The organism is Lysobacter sp. A378 (assembly GCF_054052125.1).
This window is the reverse complement of sequence record NZ_JBSVRK010000001.1, coordinates 948,470-966,228: the sequence shown is the minus strand read 5'-3', so window position 1 is coordinate 966,228 and position 17,759 is coordinate 948,470. Positions and strand designations below refer to the sequence as shown.

General features: G+C 63.9%; 14 protein-coding genes. 6 read left to right on the top strand and 8 right to left on the bottom strand.

Annotated elements, in window-relative coordinates:
* Positions 1–139: 139 nt before the first annotated feature.
* A complete protein-coding gene (gene tdh / locus ACW7G1_RS04405; protein WP_456978846.1) occupies positions 140–1,177 on the top strand; it encodes an L-threonine 3-dehydrogenase in 1,038 nt (345 codons plus the stop codon).
* Between the two features lie 192 nt (positions 1,178–1,369).
* Complete coding sequence (gene kbl / locus ACW7G1_RS04400) at positions 1,370–2,563, top strand: glycine C-acetyltransferase (RefSeq protein WP_456978506.1); 1,194 nt, start codon at positions 1,370–1,372, stop codon at positions 2,561–2,563.
* A gap of 76 nt (positions 2,564–2,639) precedes the next feature.
* Here the strand turns inward: kbl and ACW7G1_RS04395 are convergent, their stop codons facing one another.
* The 4 genes from ACW7G1_RS04395 to ACW7G1_RS04380 all read right to left on the bottom strand — a co-directional run bounded on the left by ACW7G1_RS04395 (position 2,640) and on the right by ACW7G1_RS04380 (position 7,683).
* Positions 2,640–3,419: a hypothetical protein gene (locus ACW7G1_RS04395; protein ID WP_456978505.1), complete on the bottom strand. Its 780-nt coding sequence runs from the start codon at positions 3,417–3,419 to the stop codon at positions 2,640–2,642.
* 196 nt (positions 3,420–3,615) lie between these two features.
* Positions 3,616–4,704, bottom strand: coding sequence for an OmpA family protein (locus ACW7G1_RS04390; protein ID WP_456978504.1), 1,089 nt, complete (start codon positions 4,702–4,704; stop codon positions 3,616–3,618).
* Between the two features lie 221 nt (positions 4,705–4,925).
* Entirely contained in the window at positions 4,926–6,053 is a 1,128-nt protein-coding gene (locus ACW7G1_RS04385) for an OmpA family protein (protein WP_456978503.1), read from the bottom strand.
* 181 nt (positions 6,054–6,234) lie between these two features.
* Positions 6,235–7,683 (bottom strand): bifunctional 2-methylcitrate dehydratase/aconitate hydratase, encoded by a 1,449-nt coding sequence (locus tag ACW7G1_RS04380; protein ID WP_456978502.1) that lies wholly within the window; start codon positions 7,681–7,683, stop codon positions 6,235–6,237.
* 184 nt (positions 7,684–7,867) lie between these two features.
* Between ACW7G1_RS04380 and ACW7G1_RS04375 the strand changes: the two genes are divergently transcribed.
* From ACW7G1_RS04375 to ACW7G1_RS04365, 3 genes are all read left to right on the top strand, one after another.
* Positions 7,868–9,904, top strand: a complete 2,037-nt coding sequence (locus ACW7G1_RS04375) for an oxidoreductase (protein ID WP_456978501.1) — start codon at positions 7,868–7,870, stop codon at positions 9,902–9,904.
* A gap of 380 nt (positions 9,905–10,284) precedes the next feature.
* A complete protein-coding gene (locus ACW7G1_RS04370; protein ID WP_456978500.1) occupies positions 10,285–10,743 on the top strand; it encodes a cell wall hydrolase in 459 nt (152 codons plus the stop codon).
* A gap of 119 nt (positions 10,744–10,862) precedes the next feature.
* Positions 10,863–11,474: a glutathione S-transferase N-terminal domain-containing protein gene (locus ACW7G1_RS04365; protein ID WP_456978499.1), complete on the top strand. Its 612-nt coding sequence runs from the start codon at positions 10,863–10,865 to the stop codon at positions 11,472–11,474.
* 130 nt (positions 11,475–11,604) lie between these two features.
* Here ACW7G1_RS04365 and prpC read toward each other — a convergent pair whose 3' ends face one another.
* From prpC to ACW7G1_RS04345, 4 genes are all read right to left on the bottom strand, one after another.
* Entirely contained in the window at positions 11,605–12,756 is a 1,152-nt protein-coding gene (gene prpC / locus ACW7G1_RS04360; protein WP_456978498.1) for a bifunctional 2-methylcitrate synthase/citrate synthase, read from the bottom strand.
* Positions 12,757–12,854: 98 nt separating this feature from the next.
* Positions 12,855–13,841 (bottom strand): malate dehydrogenase, encoded by a 987-nt coding sequence (locus ACW7G1_RS04355; RefSeq protein ID WP_456978497.1) that lies wholly within the window; start codon positions 13,839–13,841, stop codon positions 12,855–12,857.
* A 78-nt stretch (positions 13,842–13,919) separates the two neighbouring features.
* Entirely contained in the window at positions 13,920–15,125 is a 1,206-nt protein-coding gene (locus ACW7G1_RS04350) for an aminotransferase class I/II-fold pyridoxal phosphate-dependent enzyme (protein ID WP_456978496.1), read from the bottom strand.
* A 90-nt stretch (positions 15,126–15,215) separates the two neighbouring features.
* Positions 15,216–15,716, bottom strand: a complete 501-nt coding sequence (locus tag ACW7G1_RS04345) for a peptidylprolyl isomerase (protein WP_456978495.1) — start codon at positions 15,714–15,716, stop codon at positions 15,216–15,218.
* 148 nt (positions 15,717–15,864) lie between these two features.
* On the opposite strand from ACW7G1_RS04345, the gene typA reads away from it, so the two are divergent.
* Positions 15,865–17,691 (top strand): translational GTPase TypA, encoded by a 1,827-nt coding sequence (gene typA / locus ACW7G1_RS04340; protein WP_456978494.1) that lies wholly within the window; start codon positions 15,865–15,867, stop codon positions 17,689–17,691.
* Positions 17,692–17,759 lie beyond the last annotated feature (68 nt).

Here is a 17,759-nt window from a genome sequence, read left to right as displayed (position 1 = left end):
CAAAGCAGGCCGCTGTCGGCAACCGCCAACGGTCACGCCACGGATGAATAACACCGCAGCGGTACAATTGGCGCCTCACTCGTCAGACTCCGCCAGGTCCGAAATGCCCTCTATCGCAGCCCAACCCACCCAGCGCCCGATCCCGCAAACCATGAGGGCGCTGGTCAAGCGCGAAGCCACCAAAGGCATCTGGATGGAGGAGGTACCGGTGCCGGAAGCCGGCGCCAACGAGGTGCTGATCAAGGTCGAGAAAACCGCGATCTGCGGCACCGACCTGCACATCTACCTGTGGGACGAGTGGAGCCAGCGCACGATCAAGCCCGGCTTGGTGATCGGCCACGAATTCGTCGGGCGGATCGTCGAGGTCGGCCCCGGCGTGACCGGGTACAAGGTCGGCCAGCGCGTCTCGGCCGAGGGCCACATCGTCTGCGGCCATTGCCGCAATTGCCGAGGCGGCCGCCAGCACCTGTGCCCCAACACCGTCGGCATCGGCGTGAACCGCAACGGCGCATTCGCCGAATACATCGTGATGCCGGCCACCAACCTGTGGCCGATCCCGGACCAGATACCGAGCGAGCTGGCTGCGTTCTTCGACCCCTACGGCAACGCCGCGCACTGCGCGCTGGAGTTTGACGTCGTCGGCGAGGACGTGCTGATCACCGGCGCCGGCCCGATCGGCATCATTGCCGCCGGCATCTGCAAGCATATCGGCGCGCGCAACGTGGTGGTCACCGACGTCAACGACTACCGGCTGAAGCTTGCAGCCGACATGGGTGCGACGCGCGTGGTCAACGTCGCCAACACTTCACTCAAGGACGTGATGAAAGACCTTCACATGGAGGGTTTCGATGTCGGCCTGGAGATGAGCGGCAACCCGCGCGCGTTCAACGACATGCTCGATTGCATGTACCACGGCGGCAAGATCGCGATGCTTGGCATCATGCCCCAGGGCGCCGGCGCGGACTGGGACAAGATCATCTTCAAGGGCCTCACCCTGCACGGCATGTACGGCCGGAAGATGTACGAGACCTGGTACAAGATGACCCAGCTGGTGCTCGGCGGCTTCCCGCTCGGCAAGGCCTTGACCCACCAGTTGCCGGTGGACGAGTTCCAGCAGGGCTTCGACCTGATGGAAGCCGGCAAATCCGGCAAGATCGTGCTCAGCTGGGTGAGCTGACGCGTTTGGCAGATGCCCTATCGGCATCTGACGCGTCCGCGAAAGCCCGGCCAAGGATGGCCGGGCCGGACGATCCGAAGCCTGCTCCGCTGCGCCATGGACGGCCGCGACACAGCTCGTCTCTGCGGCTTCCGCGACCTGTCCCGACACCTCATCGCGGCTGAAGCCGCTCCTACAAAAACGGAGACATCCATGTCTTTGACCGATCGTTACACAGACACCCTCGACGAAATCCGCGAGCAGGGCCTGTTCAAGGCCGAACGCATCATTACCGGCCCGCAATCGGCCGAGATCACGCTGGCCGATGGCCGGACGGTATTGAACTTCTGCGCGAACAACTACCTTGGCCTGGCCGACCATCCGGACCTGATCCAGGCCGCGAAGGACGCGTTGGACAGCCACGGCTTCGGCATGGCCTCGGTGCGCTTCATCTGCGGAACCCAGGACCTGCACAAGCAGCTCGAGCAGACCATCGCCACGTTCTTCAGGGCCGAGGACACCATCCTCTACGCGGCGTGCTTCGATGCCAACGGCGGTCTGTTTGAACCGTTGCTGGGGCCCGATGACGCGGTCATCTCCGACAGCCTCAACCATGCCTCTATCATCGATGGCGTGCGCTTGTGCAAGGCGCAGCGCTTCCGTTACGCCAACTGCGACATGGCCGATCTGGAAAAGCAGCTGCAGGCGGCCGATGCCGCCGGCTGCAAGACCACGCTGATTACCACTGATGGCGTGTTCTCGATGGATGGCTTCATCGCGCCGCTGGACGAGATCTGCGCGCTAGCGGAAAAATACGGGGCGCTGGTGCACATCGACGAATGCCACGCGACCGGCTTCCTTGGTGCCACCGGCCGCGGCTCGGCCGAGGTCAAGGGCGTGCTGGACAAGATCGACATCTTCACCGGCACCCTGGGCAAGGCCATGGGCGGCGCGGTGGGCGGGTTCACTACGGCGAAAAAGGAGGTCATCGAACTGCTGCGCCAGCGTTCGCGGCCGTACCTGTTCTCCAACTCGTTGCCGCCGCACGTGGTTGCCGCCGGCATCAAGGCGTTCGAGATGCTGGATGCCGCCGGCGACCTGCGCGAGCAACTGGCCGCGAATACCGTGTACTTCCGCGAGCAGATGAACAGCGCCGGTTTCGAAATCCAACCCGGCACCCACCCGATCGTCCCGGTCATGTTGCACGATGCCCCGCTGGCGCAGAAATTCGCCGAGCGCTTGTTGGAAGAAGGTATTTATGCGATCGGGTTCTTCTTCCCGGTGGTACCGCAGGGAAAGGCACGCATCCGCACCCAGATCAGCGCGGCGCATACACGCGAACACCTGGATCGGGCCATTGCCGCCTTCACAGGCATCGGTCGCGAGCTGGGCGTCATCAAGGGTTGATCCCGACGAATGCAACAACGGCCGCATGAGCGGCCGTTGTCGAGTGTGAAGCCTGTTGCTTGAATTACTCCGACGGTTAACCGCCCTCGTCCGGTTCAACCGCCTTTGTCGGCGCTTCAACTGGCGACGTTGAGGCGTCGGGCGATGTCGTTTCGGGTACCGCCGTTTCAGTGGTGGGCGCTTCGGCTGGCGTCGCGCTGGCATCGGTTACTTCGGAAGCTGCCGTTTCGGGCGCCGTCACTGCAGAAGCTTCTCCGGCGGGCACCACGATCGAGCCATCCACCGCAACACCGCTGACCGGCACTGCCGCCACCGGTTTGGGTGCCGCGCCCTTGGCCACGCGCACGCCCTTGGACTCCATCCACGCCGCAAAGGCGTCCGCTGTCATCTGCTCCCCGTTCTGGTTCATGTTGAACCGCCACGGCGTATTGTCGAACTCGGTGCGGGGTTTATAGGCAGCCGGATCGGTTGCCGTCGGCATTGCGGTGTCGGTGGCGGCCGGGACGACGGTGGCGACCGGCGCGTCAACACCAATTGCGGATCCGGTTTCGGCGAGAGGCGGACTCAACGGCGCCGGGGCCGGAGCCACGCTGGCGACAACGCCGCAACGCTCGACCTGGAGGCGGAACAGCACCTGGTCGACCGCCAGCGATTCACCCAAAGCTTCGGACAACACCCCCGTCGGCGCGCCCAACTGGTGACGCGGCGCACCGAACTCGGCGATTACCGGTGCAATCACGGTCGGCTGCGCCGACATCGCCTGTGGCGCGACCAGAGCCCCACAGGCAATGGAATCCTGCCCGTGCGCCAAGCCGGCGGACGACAACAACGCTATTACGACGGCAACACGCAACATGACTCATCTCCTTGGGATAACCGGGGGCTCCGGACGCACCCCGCAGGACGCGCCTCAGTGTAAGCGTGCACTTCAACGCGGACAACCAACCACGGCACATCGGAAACACGTCATCGGGAAAAGCGAAGCCCGGCACTTGACCGGGCTTCGCGTGTCACATCGGTGGTGCAAAGCGCCACCTGCAGCTGTTACGTGCTTAGTTCTGCACGTTCAACTCGGTGCGGCGGTTCTGCGCACGACCTTCCGGATTATCCGAACCGTCCGGGTTGGTGTTCGGCGCGATCGGGCGGCTCTCGCCGTAACCGTTCGGGCCCACCATGCGCGAGGCGTCGACACCATTGCTGCTCAGGTAGTCGTACACCGCAGTGGCGCGACGCTCCGACAGCGACTGGTTGTACGCGTCGGTACCCTTGGAGTCGGTATGACCGGCAACCTCGACCTTCAGGTCGGGGTAACGCTGCAGGATCTGCACCGCCTCGCTCAGGATCGCAACCGCGTCCGGACGCAGGGTCGACTTGTCGAAGTCGAAGTTCACGCCCTTCAGGTCGATCGAGACCGGCACCGGGCAACCGTCCGGACCAATGGTCTGGCCAGCCTGCGAATCCGGGCACTTGTCGTCGCAGTTGTTGACGCCGTCACCGTCGTCATCCAGGTCCGCGCAGCTCGGGGCAACCGGCGCCGGGGCAACCGCTGCAACCGGTTCCGGACCCAGCGGCACGACTACGCCAACAGAGGCCAGCAGGTCGCCAAACCAGTCTTCATTGGGTGCTGCCACGCTCTGATCGTCGAAATCGGCACGGTAGGCCAGTTCGGTACGCACGCCGACGCGACCCACGTCGCCCTGGAGACCGAAGCCGACCTTTGCCGCGAGGTTGCCGTCTTTGCGCTCACCGGGCGAGTTCGCACTGGGGAAGTTGTCGTACTCTTCTTCCGCGCGCTGGTAACCCAGGCCAAACAAGGCATACGGGTTCCAGTTGCGACCTTCCGCCAGGAAGTGACGACGCAGGTCAAGCGAAATGCCGTACTGGCTCCAGTTCATGTCCTGGTTGGCGTCGAAATTGGGATTCTGGTAGTTCAACTCACCATCAACCGACCAAGTGGGGCTGACAAACTTGCCCACGCCCAGCGTCACGAACGGGGCATCGTTCGTGCCACGGTTGGTGTCCTGGAGATTGAACCCGGTCGATCCAGTCAAGTACCAGCGATCATCGAAATCCTGCGCATTTGCTGCCGAGGCAAACGCCAGGCCGGCAAGCAACGCCGTGCTCAACAGGCGAATCTTCATAACTCACACTCCTTACTAAAGACTACAGGGGAATTTGTCGAGCTCTCGCCCGAACCGGTGGAACGGCAGTGCACACCGGCAGGCTGGTCGCACCGCTGGCGCCTGATGATACACACCCATGACGCTTTATTAACACAACCGGGAAAAGCGAAGCCCGGCACTTGGCCGGGCTTCGCGTGTCACATCGGTGGTGCAAAGCGCCACCTGCAGCTGTTACGTGCTTAGTTCTGCACGTTCAACTCGGTGCGGCGGTTCTGCGCACGACCTTCCGGATTATCCGAACCGTCCGGGTTGGTGTTCGGCGCGATCGGGCGGCTCTCGCCGTAACCGTTCGGGCCCACCATGCGCGAGGCGTCGACACCATTGCTGCTCAGGTAGTCGTACACCGCAGTGGCGCGACGCTCCGACAGCGACTGGTTGTACGCGTCGGTACCCTTGGAGTCGGTATGACCGGCAACCTCGACCTTCAGGTCGGGGTAACGCTGCAGGATCTGCACCGCCTCGCTCAGGATCGCAACCGCGTCCGGACGCAGGGTCGACTTGTCGAAGTCGAAGTTCACGCCCTTCAGGTCGATCGAGACCGGCACCGGGCAACCGTCCGGACCAATGGTCTGGCCAGCCTGCGAATCCGGGCACTTGTCGTCGCAGTTGTTGACGCCGTCACCGTCGTCATCCAGGTCCGCGCAGCTCGGGGCAACCGGCGCCGGGGCAACCGCTGCAACCGGTTCCGGACCCAGCGGCACGACTACGCCAACAGAGGCCAACACGTCGCCGAACCAGTCAGCACCGTCGTCACGCGGCGCGTCGTCGGTCATGAATGCGCCAATGCTGTCGTCGTCGGCATCAATGCGGTAAGCCAACTCGGTGCGGATCTTCACCCGGCCGACGTCACCCTGCGCACCAAAACCGAGCTTACCGGCTACGTGGCCATCTTCGCGCTCGAAAGGACCGTTGGGGCTGTTGCTACCCACGTCCTGCGGCGCGTACTCCTCCTCGGAGCGCTGGTAGCCCAGGCCCATCACGACGTACGGGTTCCAGTTGCGGCCTTCTGCCAGGAAGTGGCGGCGCACGTCGAACGAGATGCCGTACTGGCTCCAGTTCAAGTCCTGGTTGCGCTCGACATTCGGGTTCTGGTAGTTCAGCTCGCCGTCTATCGACCAGTTGGGATTCAGGTACTTGCCGACACCGATCGCTGCAAATGGGGCGTTGGCGGTATCCCGATTGCTGTCCTGGATATTCATGCCCGCCGAGCCGGTGAGGTACCAGCGATCATCAAAGTCTTGCGCGTTGGCCGCGCCAGCAATAGTCAAGCCACCGAGCAAGGCGGCGCAGAGAAGTTTCTTATTCATTGGGGTATCTCCGTATTGGTTCTAATCAGGAAACCGCTTCTGCGTGATTCCGTACCGTTCAAGACGGCAGCCGGTATGACGCCATCGAGGGGAGGTTAAGTTCGGCCACGTGAAGGGGGTGTTAACAAACGCCTAACATCCGCCCAAGTTCCGCAGACGGCCTATCTTCCTCAGCCGCTATTCAGCTAGCGAACAACGCCATCAGCTCGGTGATTGGCATTGCTTCCAGCTCATCGGGCGCTGCCGCCAATGCCACCAGGCGGTCGGCGTTCGCCGCTGGCAACTTGCCGCGCACGGCCGCCTCGAACTTCTTCATCAACACCGGAATGCCTTCATCGCGACGCTTGCGATGGCCGATCGGGAAGTCGATCGAGACCTTCTCGGTACTGCTGCCATCCTTGAAGAACACCTGCACCGCGTTGCCGATATAGCGCTTGGCCGGGTCGAAGTAGTCCCTGGTGAACTGCTCGTTCTCGCTGACCACCATCTTCGCGCGCAACGCATCGATACGCGGATCAGCGGCCACCGCATCGCTGTAGTCGTCGGCGACCAGGCGGCCGAAGATCAATGGCACGGCCACCATGTACTGCAGGCAATGGTCGCGGTCGGCATAGTTGTGCAGCGGGCCGGTCTTGTCGATGATCCGCACCCCGGCTTCCTGGGTCTGCAACTCGATGCGCTCGATGTCGTCGATACGGTCCTTGACCTGGTCGTGCAGCTTCATCGCGCACTCGACCGCGGTCTGGGCGTGGAATTCGGCCGGGAAGCTGATCTTGAACAGCACGTTCTCCATCACGTAGCTGCCGAACGGGCGCTCGAACTCGAACTGCTTGCCCTCGAAGGCAATGTCAAAGAAACCCCACGTCGGCACGCTCAGCGCGCTTGGGTAGCCGACCACGCCCTTCACTGCGTTCAGCGCGTGGGTGACGGCGCGACGGCAGGCATCCCCGGCAGCCCAGCTCTTGCGCGGTCCGGTATTGGGCGCGTGGCGGTAGGTGCGCAGCATGCCGTTGTCGATCCAGCTGTGTGAAACCGCGGTCCAGATCGCTTCCTTGTCACCGCCAAGCATCCTGGTGGCCACCGCGGTCGAGGCCAGGCGAACCAGGATCACGTGGTCCAGGCCGACCCGGTTGAACGAGTTCTTGATCGCGTAGCCACCCTGGATCTCGTGTGCCTTGATCGCGTAACCCAGCACGTCCTTGACCGTCAGTGCCTTGCCACCTTCGGCCTCGGCCTTGCGGCCCAGGTAATCGGCGACGCCGAGGATCGCGCCCAGGTTGTCGGACGGGTGGCCCCACTCGGCGGCCAACCAGGTGTCGTTGAAGTCGAGCCAGCGGATCTGCACGCCGATGTTGTAGGCGGCCTGGACCGGGTCGAGCTCATGGGAGGTATAGGGCACCCGGGCGCCGCCCTTCATCTGCCCGCCAGGCACCAGCGGCCCGAGGTGCTTCACGCACTCCTCGTGGTCCATCGCCAGTGCGGCGCAGGCCAACGAGTCCAGCAGCATGTAACGCGCGGTGTCATAGGCCTCGGTGGAATCGACCCGGTAACCGGTGACGTACTCGGCGATGTCGAGCATCGGCTGGTCGGGGGTCGGTCGGACGGTGGAACGGATGTCGTGCTGAGTCATGCAAACGGATCCGATCTGGGGAACCCGCCCATTTTGCCAGATCGGCATGGCCGCGGCTTGCATGGACCTTTGCCGTGCGTCCATGCGGTCTTTCCCGGCTCAGAGCAATCGCGGCCTCTTCCGGCGGCTTGCCGGGCACCGGCTTTCCCGGCATCGTGATGCATCCATACGCCGACGTATTCCCATGTTGCCCACCGATCCGCACCCGCTCTACCCCCACCTGTTCACGCCGCTCGACCTGGGGTTCTGCACCCTGCCGAACCGGGTGCTGATGGGATCGATGCACACCGGGTTGGAGGACCGGGCGCGCGACTTCCCGAAGCTCGCCGCCTACTTTGCCGAGCGCGCCGCCGGCGGGGTCGGACTGATCGTCACCGGCGGCTTCTCGCCCAACATCGTCGGCTGGCTCAAGCCGTTCGGCGGGACGCTGGGCTGGTCGTGGCAGGCGCGCAAGCACCGCCAGGTAACCGATGCCGTGCACGCCCATGGCAGCCGCATCTGCCTGCAGATCCTGCACGCCGGCCGCTACGGCTACCACCCGCTGCAGGTGGCGCCGTCGCGGATCAAGTCGCCGATCAACCCGTTCACTCCGCGCGCGTTGTCGGCCCGCGCGGTCGAGCGCCAGATCGACGCGTTCGTCGACACCGCCCGGCTCGCCCGCGATGCGGGTTATGACGGCGTCGAGGTGATGGGCTCGGAAGGCTACCTGCTCAACCAGTTCACCGCGCCGCGCACCAACCGGCGCGACGATGCGTTCGGCGGTGATGCAGCGCGGCGGATGCGTTTCGCGGTGGAGATCGTGCGCCGTATCCGTGAGGCCTGCGGACCGGACTTCATCCTGATCTACCGGCTGTCGATGATCGACCTGGTTGACGGCGGACTGGCCTGGGACGAGGTTGTCGCCCAGGCACGCGCGGTCGAGGCTGCGGGCGCGACACTCATCAACACCGGCATCGGCTGGCACGAGGCGCGGGTGCCGACGATCGCCACCTCGGTGCCACGCGGCGCGTTCGCCGGCATCACCGCTCGCCTGAAGCCCGAGGTCGCAGTGCCACTGGTGACCACCAACCGGATCAACATGCCCGAAACCGCCGAACATATTCTTGCCGCCGGCGAGGCTGACATGGTGTCGATGGCGCGTCCGCTGCTGGCCGACCCGCAATGGGTGGCGAAGGCGCAGGCCCGACGCGGTAACGAGATCAATACCTGTATCGCCTGCAACCAGGCGTGTCTGGATCATGTATTCGCCAACCAGCGCGCGAGCTGCCTGGTCAACCCACGGGCCTGCGCGGAGACCGAGTTGAATTATCCATCGACCACCGCGGCCAGGAAGATCGCCGTGGTCGGCGCCGGTCCTGCTGGCCTGGCATGCGCGACGATCGCCGCCCAGCGTGGACACCAGGTGACCTTGTTTGATGCCGCCAGCGAGATCGGCGGCCAGTTCAACCTCGCCAAGCAGATTCCGGGCAAGGAGGAATTCCACGAGACATTGCGTTACTACGGGCGCCAGATCGAGCTGACCGGCGTGGCGTTGCGTTTGCAGACGCATGTTGACGCGGAAGCGCTGGCCGGTTTCGACCACGTCGTGCTGGCCACCGGCGTGGTCCCGCGAAAAGTGGACTTCCCCGGTGCCGGGCATCCCAAGGTTGTCAGCTACCTGGAGGTGCTGGGTGGCCACGTGACGGTGGGACGCAAGGTCGCGATCATCGGTGCCGGCGGCATCGGCTTTGATGTTGCCGAATTCCTGATCCACCAAGGTGAATCTCCGAGCTTGAATCCGACGCGTTGGCGAGACGAATGGGGTGTCGACCTGGCCTACACCGACAATCGGGGCGGTCTTGTCCGCGCGCAGCCGGAACCCGCTGCGCGCGAGGTATGGCTATTGCAACGCAGTCCCGGCAAGTTGGGCGCCCGCCTCGGCAAGACCACCGGCTGGATCCATCGGGCCACACTGAAGACCAAGCACGTCCAGATGCTCGACGCGGTGGAATACCTCGGGGTCGATGATCAGGGCCTGCGGATCCGCGTCGGCAATGTCGAGCAGACCTTGGTGGTCGATCAGGTCGTGGTGTGCGCGGGACAAGAGCCCTTCAAGCCTTTGCAAGCGCAGTTGATCGGCCATCCAGGCCGGGTGCACGTAATCGGTGGCGCGGACCGCGCCGTCGAACTGGACGCCAAGCGGGCGATTGAACAGGGAAGCCGGCTGGCCGCATCCTTTTAGCGCGCATTTACGTCGCTTTGCTGCCGGCTGTCATAAGTGACAAAGCTGAACAGGACCCCTGGCGACAACGACCGCATTCGCTCGCAGAACGTCGCTGGTGCTGGTTCTGGACAATTCCTGCGTGACTGAATCATGATTTTTCCAAGCTGAACGGGGATAGCTGTTCAGGCTGGATTTAAATTATGACCGCTACCTTGCCGCAACTTTCGAGTCACCACGCAGGTGACACCCACGCCGGCCCGCACTCAGCGAGGTCAGGTGAAGGGGCAAAGCGCGCCAGAGAGCCGCAGCCTCCCCAGTACGCGATGCCAGCGATGCCCATGCCTCCGCCTTACCGCGGTGGACAAGGCACGTCGGCGCAACGGAGCAAGGAGTTCGTCATGAAACTGGCCTGGATTTTGTGGTTGGCCTCGGTACTGTCACCCCAAAGCGCAGACTCGCTGTGCTTGAGCACCACCTTGTACCTGGAAGCCCGTGATCAGTCGATCCAGGGACAGCAGGCGGTCGCCGAAGTGGCATTGCGCCGTCGCGACAGCGGCATCTGGGGCGACAGTGTGTGCGAGGTGGTGACTGCGCGTAAGCAGTTCGCGCCCTCCCTGGTGTCACCCAACATGCGCCTGAGCAATACAGAGGCCTGGGCCGAGTCGGTCACCATTGCACTGGAAGCACAGCGCAACTGGGCGTTGCCGGCCGGCGAGCGCCGCGAGATCGTACCCGGGGCAAGCCATTTTGCCGCGCTCGCGATCGCCAGCCCAAACTGGCGCAATGCATACCAGGTCGCCACCATCGGTGACCACACCTTCCTGAAGGTACAGAACCTGGCCCCACAGGGCTCCTGACGGCGCCCGGTTCGCGGGCGGCCGGTAACGCAGGATTACGATCGACGGCGGATAATCAACAGACGGGGCGGTGCCACGGCATCGGTCCGTCTTTCGCCTATTCCCACTCCGGAGATCGCATGAAGCTCTATACCAAGCCCGGTGCCTGCTCTACCGCCGACCACATTGCGCTGCAATGGACCGGCCAGCCATTCGAATTCCAGGTAATGACCGCCGAAGCGATGAAGTCGCCGGAATACCGGGCGATCAACCCGGTCGGCGCCGTACCCGCTCTGGTCGAGGGTGATTTCCAGCTGACCCAGAATGCAGCCATCATGGGCTACATCGCCGATCGCTACCCCGATGCCGGCTTGGCCGGCGATGGCAGTGCCCGGCAGCGTGCCCAGGCGACTCGCTGGCTGGCGTTTGTCAATGCGGACCTGCACCCCGCCTTCGTGCCGCTGTTCAGTCCAGGCGCGTTCCACGCGGACGCCAGCCAGCACGATGCCGTCAAGGACGCCGCGAAGAAGCGGCTGCGCGGCTTGTTCGAGCGCGCCGATACGCAGCTCGACGGCAAGCAGTGGTTGACGGGTTTCCGCAGCTTCGCCGACCCGTATCTGTACATCACCCTGCGCTGGGCCGACGGACTTGGCATTGACCTGTCAGGCCTGGACAATCTGACGGCATTCAAGTCGCGGATGGAAGCCGATGCCGGCGTACAGGCGGCGCTCAAGGCCGAAGGGCTGAGCTGAGCTGAGCCGACCGGACTGGCTGCCAACCTGGACTGGTCAGAAGCAGAAACGCCGCGCGGTTGCGCGGCGTTTCCATTTCACGTGTAACGCTTCATGCCGAGGCACTGGCCGGGGCACTGCACAACAACCCTCAGCGCTGGCTGATCTCCACGTAGTCGCGATCCTCCGGCCCGACGTAGTTCGCGCTGGGACGAATGATCTTGCCGTCCTCACGCTGCTCGATCACATGCGCGCTCCAGCCGGTGGTGCGGGCGATCACGAACAACGGCGTGAACATCGCGGTCGGGATGCCCAGCATGTGGTACGCCGACGCGCTGTACCAATCCAGATTCGGGAACATCTTCTTGGTGTCCATCATCAGGTTCTCGATGCGCTCGGACACGTCGAACAGGATCTGGTTGCCACCTTCGGCGCACAACTGGCGCGAGATCTCCTTGATGATCGGGTTGCGTGGATCGCCGACGGTGTAGACCGGGTGGCCGAAGCCGATCACGATCTCCTTGCGTTCCACCCGCGCGCGGATATCCGCCTCGGCCTCGTCGGCGGTGGCGTAGCGCGAGATGATGTCCATCGCCACCTCGTTCGCGCCACCGTGTTTGGGACCACGCAACGCACCAATCGCACCGGTCAGGCATGAATACATGTCCGAGCCGGTACCGGCAATCACGCGGCCGGCGAACGTGGAGGCATTGAACTCGTGCTCGGCATACAGCACCAGCGACTTGTCCAGCGCGTCAGCGTGCAGCGCGCTTGGCGGCGCGCCGTGCAGCAGGTGCAGGAAGTGCCCGGCAACCGAGTCGTCCCCGGTCTCCACGTCAATCCGGCGGCCGTTGTGGGTGAACTGCCACCAGTACAGCAGCATCGAACCGAAACTGGCGATCAGCCGGTCGGCGATATCACGCGCCTCGGACGCTGCGTGGGTGTCGCGCTCGGGCAATACCGTACCGAGCATCGAGCAGCCGGTACGCAGCACGTCCATCGGGTGGGCGTTGGCGGGGACCAGCTCCAGCGCTTCGGTAACCAGCGCCGGCAAGCCGCGCAGGCGCTGCAGCTTGGTCTTGTAGGCGGCCAGCTGGGCGGTGGTCGGCAACGCGCCATGCACCAGCAGGTGGGCGACTTCCTCGAAGGTCGATCTGGTCGCCAGATCCTTGATGTCGTAACCCCGGTAATGCAGGTCGTTGCCGCTGCGGCCAACGGTGCATAGCGCGGTGTTGCCGGCGGCAGTGCCGCTCAGCGCCACGGACTTCTTCGGCTTTGGCAAGGTGTTGGTGTTCTCGCTCATCTCGGTTCCTCTTGTAGCCGCCCCTTCCGGTTGGAAGTGGCGGCATGATTACGACCCGCGGCTTGTGCCGGTCCCGTTGCGCATCAGGTGTGGCGCGCTCAGCCCAGCAAGTGGGCGACGCCGGCCCGCTCTTCCTCGAGCTCGGCCAGGGTCTTGTCCATCCGCTGGCGACTGAAGGCATCGATTTCCAGACCTTCGACCCGCGTGTACTCGCCAGCCTTGGTAGTCACCGGGACGCCGTAGATAACGCCTTCGGGGATGCCGTAGCTGCCATCGGAGGGCACGCCCATCGTCACCCAGGCGCCATCGCTGCCCAGCACCCAATCGCGGATGTGGCAGATGGCTGCATTGGCCGCCGAGGCTGCCGATGACAGGCCACGCGCCTCGATGATCGCCGCGCCGCGCTTGGCCACCACCGGGATGAAGGTGTCGGCATTCCAGTCGGCATCATTGATCTTGTCCTGCAGCGACGCGCCATTGACGGTGGCGAAGCGGTAATCGGGGTACATGGTCGAACTGTGGTTGCCCCAGACGGTGAACTTCTCGATATCGCCAACCGACACACCGGCCTTGCTGGCCAGTTGCGACAGCGCGCGGTTGTGGTCCAGCCGCAGCATCGCAGTGAAGTTCTTCGGCTTCAGGTCGGGCGCCGACTTCATCGCGATATAGGCGTTGGTGTTGGCCGGGTTGCCGACCACCAACACCTTGACGTCGCGACTGGCGACCTTGTTCAACGCCGCGCCCTGGGCGGTGAAGATCTTCGCGTTCTCCAACAGCAGGTCCTTGCGCTCCATGCCGGGCCCGCGCGGACGCGCGCCGACCAGCAGCGCGATGTCGGCATCCTTGAACGCGACCTCGGCGTCATCGGTGCCAACCATGCCGGCCAACAGTGGGAACGCACAGTCTTCCAGCTCCATCATCACGCCCTTCAGCGCGGCCTGGGCCTTCTCCATCGGCAACTCGAGCATCTGCAGGATGACCGGCTGGTCCTTGCCGAGCATCTCACCGGAGGCAATGCGGAACAGCAGGGAATAGCCGATCTGGCCGGCAGCACCGGTAACGGCAACGCGGACGGGTTGTTTCATGGTTTGGATCCTCAATGCATCGTGGGCGGGCCTTGGCCCACCGCGTGGGAGATGGTGGGCCACGGCCCACCCTGCGGCTCAGCGCAATTCGGCAAAAAACTCCTGGATACGCTGCAAACCCGGCGCCAACTGCGGCGTCGGACAGGTGTAACTGATACGCATGGCACGCGGCTCACCGAACGCCGACCCGGGCACGCAGGCCACGCCCTTGGCCTCCAGCAGCGCGCTGCACAACGACAGGTCATCATCGACTTTCAGGCCGCTGGGCGCATGGGTCTTGCCAAACGCCACGCTGACGTCCGGGAACGCATAGAACGCCCCTTGCGGGCGCGGACACACCAACCCCGGAATCGCATCCAGCGCCTGCATCACCTGGTCGCGCTTGGCCTGGAACTCCTTGCACTTGGCTTCCGGCACGTCCTGCGGACCGGTGAATGCCGCGATCGCCGCGACCTGGGCCGCCTCGGGGATGCTGGTGATGTGGTTGGAATTGAGCGTCGCCACCGCCTTGGCGACCGACTCGGGTCCGGCCAACAGGCCGACCCGCCAGCCCGGCATGCCGTAGGTCTTGGACAGCGAGTCGACGAAGATCACCCGGTCGCGCAATTCGGGACGGGCGTGGACGAAGTTGTGGTAGCCCAGCCCGTCAAACACCATCCGGTTGTAGATGTCATCGGTGATGACCCAGGTGTCGGGATAACGCACCAGCACATCGGCCAGCGCCGAGATCTCGTCCTGGCCGTACACCATGCCGGTGGGGTTGGACGGATTATTGAACAGGAAGACCCGCGGCTTCTTTTCCAGCGCGGCTTCCAGTTGCCCGGGGGTGAGCTTGTAGTCCTGCTCCGGCGGGCACGGCAGCAGTTCGACCTTGGCATTGACGATCTGCGCAATGTCCAGGTAGCTGGTCCAGTACGGCACAGCGAAGGCGATCGTGTCGCCCTCGTCGAGCAGCGCCTCGGCCAGGTTGTACAGCACCTGTTTGGCACCGATGCCGACGCCGAGATTGGAACGGGTATAGCCGGTCAATCCGATCTTGCCGATGTGCGCGAGAAACGCATCCAGCAAGGCATCCGAGCCCCGATTGCTGCCGTACTGGCCGCTGTCGCTTGCCAGCGAATCGCGGGCGGCCTGGTAGACATGCTCACCTGGCAGGAAGTTCGGCACGCCAATCGAGAAGCTGATGATATCGCGGCCTTCGGCTTTCAAGCGCTTGGCTTTCTCCGAGACCTGCATGATCGCACTGGGCCGGGCGCGACCAATACGGCGGGCAAACTGGGGCATCGCAACAACCTCGTAAAAAATCGGATCATGCGGTGGACGCCAGCGACGGAGGGTCCGCCGCGGGCGTCACGCCATCGGTTTGCCGCCTGCTTACGCGTTGGCGTCCAGGGTCTTGTTCCAGTCCGCGACACGGTCGGCCTTGGCGGCCAGCGCGGCATCAACATCGCCTTCAAGCGTGACCGCGTTGATCTTGTCGCCCTGCTTGACGCTGTCCACGATGTCCAGGCCCTCGAGCACCTTGCCGAACACGGTGTGCTTGCCGTCCAGCCATGGGCACGGCACGTGGGTGATGAAGAACTGGCTGCCATTGGTGCCCGGACCCGCGTTGGCCATCGACAACACGCCGCGCTCGTGACCCAGGCCGTTGCTGGCCTCGTCCTCGAAGCGGTAACCCGGGCCACCGGTACCGGTGCCTTGCGGGCAGCCGCCCTGGACCATGAAGTCGTTCAGGACGCGGTGGAAATTCAGGCCGTCGTAATAACCGCGCTTGGCCAGGTTGACGAAATTCGCAACCGTCAGCGGCGCCTTGTCGGCGGCAAGCTCGACGCGGATCGGGCCGCGTTCGGTATCAAAGGTGGCGGTCAGGGTCATGGATCACTCCGGAATCTGTGGGGGCGTGTCTAGGTGAACGCCAGACCGCCAAGTTTAACCCACGCTCAATCAATCCTCGCGCATCCATTGCATAGGGATATACTGGTCGACTTCCCTATCGAAAGAAGCGCCCTTGGCGCCCGTCCCCATGTCCATCGAACGCCTGCGCAATATCGCCATCGTCGCCCACGTCGACCACGGCAAGACCACCCTCGTCGATTGCCTGCTCAAGCAGTCCGGCACGTTCTCCGAACGCACCATGCTCGCCGAGCGCGTGATGGACAGCAACGATCAGGAAAAGGAACGTGGTATCACGATCCTGTCCAAGAACACCGCCATCACCTGGAATGGCAACCGCATCAACATCGTCGACACCCCGGGACACGCCGACTTCGGCGGCGAGGTCGAGCGCGTGCTGTCGATGGTCGACTCGGTGCTGATCCTGGTCGATGCGATGGACGGACCGATGCCGCAGACCCGCTTCGTGACCCAGAAAGCCTTCGCGATGGGTTTCAAACCGATCGTGGTGGTCAACAAGATCGACCGCCCCGGCGCGCGTCCGGACTGGGTCATCGACCAGGTGTTCGACCTGTTCGACAAACTCGGCGCCACCAACGAGCAGCTCGACTTCCCGATCGTGTATGCCTCGGCGCTGCATGGTTATGCCGGGCTCGACGACAGCGTTCGCAGCGGCGACATGACCCCGCTGTACGAGGCGATCATGCAGCACGTCTCGCCGCCTCAGGTCGATCCGGACGGCCCGTTCCAGATGCTCATCAGCCAGCTGGACTACAACAACTTCGTCGGTCTGATCGGCGTCGGGCGCATCCAGCGCGGCAAGGTCCACACCAACATGCCGATCACCGTCATTGACCGGGAAGGCAAGAAGCGCCAGGGCAAGGTACTGCAGGTGCTCGGGTTCATGGGTCTGGAGCGGGTCGAGGTCGAGGAAGCCGAGGCCGGTGACATCATCGCCATTTCAGGCGTCCAGGGCCTGAGCATTTCCGACACCCTGTGCGCGGTGGACGCGCCGGAAGCCCTGCCCGCGCTGACCGTGGACGAGCCGACCATCAGCATGACCTTCCAGGTCAACAACTCGCCGTTTGCCGGTCGCAAGGACTTCAGTGGCGGCAAGTTCATCACCAGCCGCCAGATCCGTGAACGGCTGGAGCGCGAGACCCTGCACAACGTCGCGCTGAAGGTCGAGGAAGGCTCGGACCCGGACAAGTTCCTCGTCTCCGGTCGCGGCGAGCTGCACCTGTCGGTCCTGATCGAGACCATGCGCCGCGAGGGCTTCGAGCTGGCGGTGTCGCGCCCGGAAGTCATCATCAAGGAAATCGATGGCCAGACGATGGAGCCGGTCGAGCAACTCGTGGTCGACATCGAGGAGCAGCACCAGGGCGGCGTCATGGAGAAACTGGGCATCCGCAAGGGCCAGCTGAAAAACATGGAATCCGACGGCAAGGGGCGCGTGCGGCTCGATTACATGATCCCCGCCCGTGGCCTGATCGGCTTCCAGAATGAGTTCAAGACGCTGACCCAGGGCACCGGCCTGCTGTTCCATGTGTTCGATCATTACGGTCCGCGCGCGGTCGGTGCGATCGCCAAGCGCTCCAACGGCGTGATGATCTCCAATTCCGCCGGTGCCACTCCTGCCTACTCGCTGGGGCCGCTGGAAGAGCGCGGCAAACTGTTCGCTGCAGAAGGCGACAACGTATACGAAGGCCAGCTGATCGGCATCCACTCCAAGGACAACGACCTCACGGTCAATGCCATCAAGACCAAGCCGCTGACCAACATGCGCGCCTCGGGCAAGGATGATGCAATCAAGCTGACACCCGCGATCAAGTACACGCTGGAACAGGCATTGGATTTCATCGAGGACGATGAGTTGGTGGAAGTCACGCCGATGGAGATCCGCCTGCGCAAAAAGCATCTGACCGAGAACGACCGCAAGCGCGCGAGCCGCGGCTGACCCATCCGTGCACGGTACGGCCCGGCATTCTCGTGCCGGGCCGATGAAAAAGCCGCCCAATCCGGGCG